The sequence below is a fragment of the Bradyrhizobium sp. genome, assembly GCF_049586575.1.
Taxonomy (GTDB): domain Bacteria; phylum Pseudomonadota; class Alphaproteobacteria; order Rhizobiales; family Xanthobacteraceae; genus Bradyrhizobium.
In genome coordinates, this window is record NZ_JBAVCF010000668.1 from 1 (window position 1) to 8,197 (window position 8,197).

Annotated in this window: 8 protein-coding genes; 1 reads left to right on the top strand and 7 read right to left on the bottom strand. The window is 62.2% G+C overall.

Features of this window, described 5'->3' with window-relative positions:
• The first annotated feature begins 187 nt into the window (after nucleotides 1-187).
• On the top strand, nucleotides 188-1,270 hold the full coding sequence (locus tag WB528_RS24510; protein ID WP_423891561.1) for a D-TA family PLP-dependent enzyme: 1,083 nt from the start codon (nucleotides 188-190) through the stop codon (nucleotides 1,268-1,270).
• Between the two features lie 41 nt (nucleotides 1,271-1,311).
• Here the strand turns inward: WB528_RS24510 and WB528_RS24515 are convergent, their stop codons facing one another.
• The 7 genes from WB528_RS24515 to WB528_RS24545 form a co-directional block, all read right to left on the bottom strand.
• Complete coding sequence (locus WB528_RS24515) at nucleotides 1,312-2,544, bottom strand: NAD(P)/FAD-dependent oxidoreductase (protein WP_423891563.1); 1,233 nt, start codon at nucleotides 2,542-2,544, stop codon at nucleotides 1,312-1,314.
• Entirely contained in the window at nucleotides 2,541-3,464 is a 924-nt protein-coding gene (locus WB528_RS24520) for an SDR family NAD(P)-dependent oxidoreductase (RefSeq protein ID WP_423891565.1), read from the bottom strand. Before WB528_RS24520 ends, WB528_RS24515 begins: the two co-directional genes overlap by 4 nt.
• An 18-nt stretch (nucleotides 3,465-3,482) precedes the next feature.
• Nucleotides 3,483-3,962 (bottom strand): MaoC family dehydratase, encoded by a 480-nt coding sequence (locus WB528_RS24525; protein ID WP_423891567.1) that lies wholly within the window; start codon nucleotides 3,960-3,962, stop codon nucleotides 3,483-3,485.
• 181 nt (nucleotides 3,963-4,143) lie between these two features.
• Nucleotides 4,144-5,865 carry an AMP-binding protein gene (locus WB528_RS24530; RefSeq protein ID WP_423891569.1) on the bottom strand — a complete coding sequence of 574 codons (1,722 nt, stop codon included), beginning with the start codon at nucleotides 5,863-5,865 and terminating at the stop codon, nucleotides 4,144-4,146.
• A 9-nt stretch (nucleotides 5,866-5,874) separates the two neighbouring features.
• Nucleotides 5,875-6,762 carry a 3-hydroxyisobutyrate dehydrogenase gene (mmsB, locus tag WB528_RS24535; protein WP_423891571.1) on the bottom strand — a complete coding sequence of 296 codons (888 nt, stop codon included), beginning with the start codon at nucleotides 6,760-6,762 and terminating at the stop codon, nucleotides 5,875-5,877.
• Nucleotides 6,763-6,773: 11 nt separating this feature from the next.
• The gene (locus tag WB528_RS24540; protein WP_423891574.1) at nucleotides 6,774-7,880 is read right to left on the bottom strand and encodes an enoyl-CoA hydratase/isomerase family protein; all 1,107 of its coding nucleotides are present in this window, start codon (nucleotides 7,878-7,880) and stop codon (nucleotides 6,774-6,776) included.
• The coding region (locus tag WB528_RS24545) for an endonuclease domain-containing protein (RefSeq protein WP_423891575.1) at nucleotides 7,877-8,197 on the bottom strand (321 nt) is incomplete at its 5' end. The genes WB528_RS24540 and WB528_RS24545, both read right to left, overlap by 4 nt.

Below are 8,197 nucleotides of genomic sequence, written 5' to 3' on the forward strand. Positions count from 1 at the left end.
GAAATCCAACCAACGGCCACACGATGTACCAGCTTTGGTTTTCTTCGCGTAGAACCCAATTCCAAGCCGAGGCCCAAGCGATAGTTGGAATCAGCATTGAGATCGGACCAATCCGAAATATCGTTCGCATAAAAACTCTTCTCACGTGCAGCGTTAGACTGAGAACACTACTCTAAGGACACCACTTATGACCACGCCCCTTGCTGCAAAAATCGCCCGCGAATACGGCACGCCGGTTGCCGTCATCGACATGGATCGCGTCGAGCGCAACATCGCGCGCGTGCAAAAAGCTTGCGACGCCGCCGGTGTCGCCAACCGCCCGCATATCAAGACACACAAGAGCCCGATGCTGGCGAAGCTTCAGGTCGCAGCCGGCGCCAAAGGCATTACCTGCCAGAAACTCGGGGAGGCCGTGGTGATGGCGGACGCCGGCATCGACGACATCCTGATCAGCTATAATCTGCTCGGCGAAGAGAAGATGGCGCGCCTCGGCGCGTTGCAGGCCAAGGCCCATATGACGGTCGCGGCCGACAACCCGACGGTAGTTTCATCGCTGACGCAGGCAGCAGCCCACTCCGGCCGTTCGCTTTCGGTCGTGGTCGAATGCGACACCGGGCGCAAGCGCGCCGGCGTGGAGACGCCGGCCGAGGCGATCGCGCTCGCACGCACAATCGCTGCTTCCAAGGGACTGACGTTCGCTGGCTTCATGCTCTATCCCACCGAAACCGGCTGGGCCGAGGCGCAGAAATTCCATGACGAGGCGCTGGCCGGCGTGCGTGCGCACGGGCTCGATGCCACGATGGTCTCGACCGGCGGCTCGCCGAACCTGAAGAATCTCGGCAAGCTCAAGGGCGCGACCGAACATCGGCCCGGCACCTACATCTATAATGACCGCATGCAGGTCGGCGCGGGCGTCGCGACCTGGGACGATTGCGCGCTCAACATCTACTCCACCGTCGTCAGCCGCGCCGGTCCCGATCGCGGCATTCTCGATGCCGGATCCAAAACGCTGACCTCGGATACCGGCAGCGGGCTCGACGGCCATGGGCTGATCCTCGAACATCCCGAGGCCCGAATCGCGAAATTCGCCGAGGAACATGGCTTTCTCGATCTCACCCGCAGCAACACCCGGCCCGAGGTCGGCGATATCGTCCGGATCGTGCCCAATCACGTCTGCGTCGTCGTCAACATGATGGACGAAGTGGTAATGGTGCGCGGCGACGAGATCCTTGGCACGCTGAAGGTCGAGGCGCGGGGCAAACTGCGTTAGGCGAATGGCGAGTAGCCAACAGCGAATAGAACATCCATTCGCTACTCCCCATTCGCCACTCGCCCCTCAAGCCACTTCAACGCTCCCTTGCCCGCCGCTGCGCCCGTGGCAAAACAAGCCTGCAACAGGTAGCCGCCGGTCGGCGCTTCCCAATCGAGCATTTCGCCCGCCGCAAACACGCCAGGCAGACGGCGGAGCATGAAGTCGCCATCGAATTCGTCGAACGGGATGCCGCCCGCGCTTGAGATCGCCCGCGCAATCGAGGCGATGCCGGTGAGATGAACCGGCACCGCGTTGACCAACGCGGCAAGGGCTTCCGGTGACATCGACGTCAGCGCGACACCGGAGGTCTTGGCAGTTTCCTGCAACAGCCCGATCGCAACCGGCGACAATTGCGCCGCCTTGCGCAGCCAGTTTGTGAATGTCTGTTTTTCGCGCGGCATCGACAGACGTGTAATGAGATCGCTTGTGTCGACATCGGGCCGCAAGGCGACGCGCAGCGTAGCTCCTCCCGACGCGAGGACCGCTTCGCGCAACTCAGCCGATAGCGCATAGACCGCACCGCCTTCCAGACCGTCGCGGGTAATAACCGACTCGCCGCGAACGCTGCGCCCACCAAAAGATAGCGCCACGCCCTTGAGCGGCTGGCCCTCGAAGCGATCGCGAAAAATATCCGACCACGCAACCTTGAAGCCGCAATTGGCCGGTTTGAGCGGCGTGACCTTCACGCCTTTGGCTTTGAGGGCTTCCACCCATCCGCCATCCGATCCCAGCCGCGGCCAGCTTGCGCCGCCGAGCGCAAGCACGGTTGTGCGAGCCGCGACGGTCTCTTCTCCTTCTGGGGTCTGGAACAGCAACCGCCCCTTGTCGTCCCAACCGGTCCAGCGGTGACGCAAAGCGAATTTTACGCCCGACGTATCGAGCCGTCGCAGCCATGCCCGCAGCAGCGGCGATGCCTTCAAGGACTTCGGAAAAATCCGGCCACTGGAGCCGATGAATGTCGGCTGCCCCAGTTCCTCGCACCATTCCCGCAAGCGATCTGGCGGAAAGGCTTCGATGACGGCGGCTAATTTCGGCGCGGCTTGCCCATAGCGGGTCAGAAACGCCTCAGGCGGCTCGCTATGGGTCAGGTTAAGTCCGCCACGGCCCGCCATCAGGAGCTTGCGCCCTGCCGACGGCATCGCGTCATAGACCATGACGTCGGCACCACCTTGCGCGAGTGTTTCAGCCGCCATCAGCCCCGCCGGACCGGCGCCGATGACGACGGCGTTCATGGCGAAAGCTTAATCCCTGCCCGCGCCGCGGCCTGTCCGACATATTTGTTGGTCTGCTGAAACGCGTTTTCCAATGCCTTTGCCGTCGACATGTCGCCGATCTCGGCGAAATGCGCCGCGATCGCTTCGGGCGTCCACTCGCCTTGCGGAAGATTGATGCCTTCGGTCTCCACGACCTTGATCACCGCGAACGAGCCGGCGCCGGCGCCCATGATGGTACGGGTCGGCGCATCCTCGGCCAGCATATAAAGCACCGCTGGCGTAATCGCTTCCGGCTTCATCAACGCGAGCGCCTGCGGCGGCAGCAATTCCTCGGTCATCCGCGTCGCGGCCGTCGGCGAAATCGTGTTGACGCGGATATTGTTCTTGCGGCCCTCCTCCGCCAGCACGTTCATCAACCCGACCATGCCGGCTTTCGCCGCGCCGTAATTGGCCTGGCCGAAATTGCCGAACAGGCCGGACGATGAAGTCGTGACGACGATGCGGCCATAGTTGCGCTCACGCATGCCGTTCCACACCGCCTTGCAGCAATAGAAGGTGCCAGTGAGATGCACATCCAGCACCTTGGCGAAGTCAGCCACTTCCATCTTGGCAAAGGATTTGTCGCGCAGGATGCCGGCATTGGCGCACAACAGATCGACGCTGCCCCACTTCCTGGTGGCGCGATCGACCATCGCCTGCACCTGCTCGAAATTGGAAACGTCGGCGCCATCCGCCATTGCCACGCCGCCGGCCTTTCGAATCTCTTCGACCACGGCTTCCGCCGGCGTCAGAGAACCGCCCGTGCCATCCCGCCCGCCGCCGAAATCGTTGACCACGACCTTGGCGCCACGGCTCGCGAGCCCCAGCGCGTGCGCGCGGCCAAGACCATTCCCCGCGCCGGTGACGATGGCGACGCGTCCGTCAAACCTGATTGTCATTGATGCATTTCCCGGGATTCAAGCAAAATAGATCAGGCCGATCCAGTCGGCCACCAGAGCAGGCTTTTCCTCGCCCTCGATTTCGACAGTGACGCTGGTGCGAGACTGCAATTCCTTCGGCTTGCGCAACTTTGCTTCCATCAACGTGAATCTTCCGCGCACGCGCGAGCCGGATCGTACCGGCGAGACAAAGCGCAGCTTGTCGAAGCCGTAATTGACGCCCATGGTCGTGCCTTCGATTACCGGCATCACCTCATAGGACATGATGCTCAATAAAGACATGGTCAGAAATCCGTGAGCAACCGTGGTCCCGAATGCTGTTTCGCGCTTGGCGCGCTCGGGGTCGATGTGGATGAATTGATGATCCTCGATCACGTCGGCATAGACGTTGATCCGGCCCTGATCGACCAGATGCCAGGACGACACGCCGACCTCCCGCCCGACCATGCCCTGGTAGGCTTCCAGCGAAACCGGTGGCTTCTTCCAGACTTCGTTCATTCCATCTTCTCTGAGTGCTAGAGCTCCGATTCCGAGGTTCGCAAACACCTGCAGCAACCTCTTACGCGAACTTCGGAATCAAAGGAGCTATAGTATCCTATCTGATGCTGGTGCGGTTTTGAATTTGAAGTTCCTATGACGAACTCGCCGAGATCCTAATAGGACCTTCAAATTCACCGCACTAGTCCGAGCGCACCTTTTGCAATTCCGGAAAGTCTTCTTCGCGGAATTCGTCCCCGCGCAGCGGATCGCTGCGATTGTTATCGTGTTCGAGGCGGCGCAAATGCACGCGCCGGATTTTCCCGGAAATCGTTTTCGGCAATTCGCCCACGAGTTCAATTCGCCGGATTCGCTTGAACGGCGCAAGCCGCGAGTGGAGGTGAACGAAGATTGATCGCGCCGTATCGCCGGAACGCTCCGTGCCCGGCACCAGCAGGACGTAGGCCTTCGGGATCGCGAGCCTGATCGGATCGGGGCACGGCACGACCGCGGCTTCCGCGACCCACTCGTGTTCGAGCAGGACGCTTTCGAGCTCGAACGGGCTGATGCGATAGTCGGACGACTTGAACACGTCGTCGGAACGGCCGACGAAGGTGAAATAGCCGTCCTCGTCGACGAACACCACGTCGCCAGTACGGTAGACGGCGCCATCAGCGCCCGAAACCGCGCCATCCTCGCCCTGATACCCCTGCATCAACCCCGCCGGGCGGTCGGCGCCGAGCCGCAGCGTGATTTCACCTTCCTGCGTCGCATGGCCATCGTTGTCGGTGACTTCGACGCGGTAGCCGGGCAGCGGCCGCCCCATCGATCCAACCTTTACTTTCTGGCCCGGCGAATTACCGGCAAGCGCCGTGGTCTCTGTCTGACCGTAGCCGTCGCGGATCGTCAGACCCCAGGCCGCACGCACCTGGTCGATCACCTCGGGATTGAGCGGCTCTCCCGCGCCGCAGACTTCGCGCAGCGACATCTTGAAGTCGGCAAGCTTCTCCTGAATGAACAGCCGCCACACCGTCGGCGGCGCACATAGTGTTGTGACGCCACAGCGCGCGATGGTGGCAAGCAGGCCCTTGGCGTCGAAGCGCGGCTGATTGACCACGAACACCGTCGCTCCTGCATTCCACGGCGCAAAGAAGCAACTCCAGGCGTGCTTGGCCCAGCCCGGCGATGAAATGTTCAGATGAATATCGCCCGGCTTAAGTCCAAGCCAGTACATGGTCGAGAGACCGCCGACGGGATAGCTGCGCTGGCTGTGCCGCACCAGTTTCGGCTTCGCGGTCGTGCCTGAGGTGAAATAGAGCAACATTGGATCGTCGGATTGGGTCGCGCCGTCCGGCGTGAAGTTTTGCGGAAAATCAGCGGTCTGTTCGTATGGAAGCCAGCCTTCCTGCGGCGAAGTGGCATTGGCGACGATGCGCACCAGCTTCTCGGTCCCGAGGCCAGCGAACTTGCCGATCTGGTCCTGGGTCGCCACCACGGCCCGGGCGCGGCCGCGATCGAGGCGGTCACGCAGTTCGTCGGGGGTCAGCAAGGTCGTGGCCGGGATCACCACCACGCCGAGCTTTATCGCCGCCAGCATCGTTTCCCAGAGCGGGACGACGTTGCCGAGCAGCAATAACAAATGGTCGCCGCGCTTCAATCCCTGCGCCCGCAGGAAGTTCGCCACCTGATTGGAACGCCGGGACATATCCGCGAATGTCGGTTTGACCTCCCGGCCGCTGCCGGCATCGACGATCCACAGCGCAGGACGGTCCCGGCTTTGCGGATCACGCGCCAAATCCGCATCGAACCAGTCCAGCGCCCAGTTGAACGAAACGGCGTCGGGCCAGCGGAAGCCGGCGACGGCCTTGTCGTAGTCCGTCCGGTATTTCAGAAGAAATGCGCGCGCTTCCTGAAATGTCGTCATGGGACGGCTCTATGTAGCTGCCAATTTGCGGACGTGCCGGATGATCCCCGAAAAATCGACGCCGCCGTTACCGGCGGCATCAAACGCCTTGTAGATCTCCTGCGCATGCTTTCCGAGCGGCGTGGACGCGCCTGCTGCCCTGGCCGCATCCTGCGCCAACGTCAGGTCTTTCACCATCAAGGCCGAGGCGAAACCCGGCTTGTAGTCGTTATTGGCCGGCGAGGTCGGGACTGGCCCCGGCACCGGGCAATAAGACGTCAGCGACCAGCATTGCCCTGACGAGGTCGAGGCAACGTCGAACAGCGCCTGATGCGATAACCCCAGCTTTTCGGCGAGAGCAAACGCTTCGCCCACCGCGATCATGGAAACACCGAGGATCATGTTGTTGCAGATCTTGGCCGCCTGCCCCGCGCCCGCACCGCCGCAATGCACGATCCTCTTTCCCATCTTTTCCAAGACTGGTTTGGCCGATGCGAAGGCCTTGTCGTCGCCGCCGCACATGAAGGTCAGCGTCGCCCCCTTCGCGCCGCCAGTGCCGCCGGAAACCGGCGCATCGATCGAACCTATGTTGTGCTTCGACGCCAGTGCATGGGCCTGCTTGGCGCTTTCGACATCGATTGTCGAGCAATCGATGATGAGAGCGCCCTTGGCCATCGCCGGCACCACCTCGTTCCACACCCCGAGCACATGGTTGCCCGCCGGCAGCATGGTGATGACGACCTCGGCGCCCTTCACGGCTGCCACCGAACTTTCGGCGATGCGAGCGCCATCCGCCTTGGCTTGGTCGCGCGAGGCTGCGACAAGATCGAACGCGATCACGCCATGACCGGCCTTGACGAGATTCGCCGCCATCGGGCCGCCCATATTGCCGAGACCGATGAATGCAATACTGGACATCTCTTGTCTCCTCAGTTTCGGTTTGTGTTATTTGTGTTCTGGAACAGCAGCTCGTCGGCACCGATCTCCCGAAAATACGGCGCCAGCATTTCCGGCGTCACGTCTTCAATTCGCTTCGGCGACCATCGGGGATTGCGATCCTTGTCGATCACGGCCGCGCGCACGCCTTCGCGAAAATCATCGCTGCGAAAGACTTCCAGCGCCGCGCGATATTCGCGCACCAGACACTCCTCCAGCGAGGCGGCGTTGCGCGCCAGCCGCAACAACCTCAAGGTCACAACCATGCCGCGCGGCGATTTTTCATTCAGTGCCTTGAGCGTCGATTGCGCGAGTTCCGAACCGTCGCGTTCGAGCGCTCCGAAAATATCTTCCATCCGGTCATGCGCAAACCAGCGGTCGATCGATGCCTGCTGGGCCGCAACGGGACCCGCGCTTTCGCCGGTCGCAAAACCCGCAATGAGCGTGTCGACGTCAGCCGACGTTGCGCCCGGCCGGACCGCCGTCAAGGCCTCGCGCAGCGCGGGCAACTTTCCAGACGGCACGACGGCATCGGCAAAGCGCGCAAAAATCGCGTCCGGCCCGTTCATGGTTTGCCCGGTCAGCCCGAAATAAGCGCCGATCTCGCCGGGCGAACGCGTCAGCAGCCAGGTGCCGCCGACATCGGGAAAGAATCCGAGTCCCACCTCGGGCATCGCGAGCCTGGTCTTCTCTGTGACGACGCGATGGCGCGCATGAGCCGACAGCCCAACGCCACCGCCCATCACCAGGCCATCCATAAAGGCGACATAGGGCTTGGGATATTTCGCGATCCGCGCGTTCATGAGGTATTCCTGACGCCAGAACACCTTGCCGAGATCGCCGCCGGCCTTTGAGCTTTCATAAAGCCCGCGAATATCGCCGCCCGCGCACAAGCCGCGTTCGCCGGCGCCTTCCAACGCCACCACGGCCACGGCCGGATCGGCTTGAAAGCGATCGAGCGCCGCGTCGATGCCGAGCGACATTTCATAGGTCATCGCGTTGAGCGCCTTCGGCCGGTTCAACCGGATGATCCCGGCCGCGCCTTCGCGGCGCACGATCAGGTCGCCGTTGGATTCCATCACCGCCGCAGACGCCGTCATGGCGCGCCCATCGCTTTCTTTCCCTCTCCCCTTGCGGGAGAGGGTGACGTTTCCGCGAGCCAGCGGTCACGCTCAACGTCTCGCGCAGACCCGGCGTGCTGACCACCATCCACTTCTACAATCAACCGGGTTTCGAAGCTCAGAAAATCAGCCACGTAAGGCCCAATTGGGACCTGGCGCCGAAACTGGAATGACTGAGACCGACGGTCTTTTAAGGCAAACCAGAACTTTCTCTCGGCATTAGTCATTTGCGACCGCAATTTGCGCGCCGTCTTCGTGAGCGACCGAGCCCCCTCACCCGCCTCGCGCCTTTGGCG

What these genes read in the sequence shown, in the direction of transcription:
- WB528_RS24530 (WP_423891569.1), bottom strand. Translation starts at nt 5,865, where the DNA reads ATGACGACATTTCAGGAAGCGCGCGCATTTCTTCTGAAATACCGGACG.
- mmsB (WP_423891571.1), bottom strand. Translation starts at nt 6,762, where the DNA reads ATGTCCAGTATTGCATTCATCGGTCTCGGCAATATGGGCGGCCCGATG.
- WB528_RS24525 (WP_423891567.1), bottom strand. Translation starts at nt 3,962, where the DNA reads ATGAACGAAGTCTGGAAGAAGCCACCGGTTTCGCTGGAAGCCTACCAG.
- WB528_RS24515 (WP_423891563.1), bottom strand. Translation starts at nt 2,544, where the DNA reads ATGAACGCCGTCGTCATCGGCGCCGGTCCGGCGGGGCTGATGGCGGCT.
- WB528_RS24520 (WP_423891565.1), bottom strand. Translation starts at nt 3,464, where the DNA reads ATGACAATCAGGTTTGACGGACGCGTCGCCATCGTCACCGGCGCGGGG.
- WB528_RS24540 (WP_423891574.1), bottom strand. Translation starts at nt 7,880, where the DNA reads ATGACGGCGTCTGCGGCGGTGATGGAATCCAACGGCGACCTGATCGTG.
- WB528_RS24510 (WP_423891561.1), top strand. Translation starts at nt 188, where the DNA reads ATGACCACGCCCCTTGCTGCAAAAATCGCCCGCGAATACGGCACGCCG.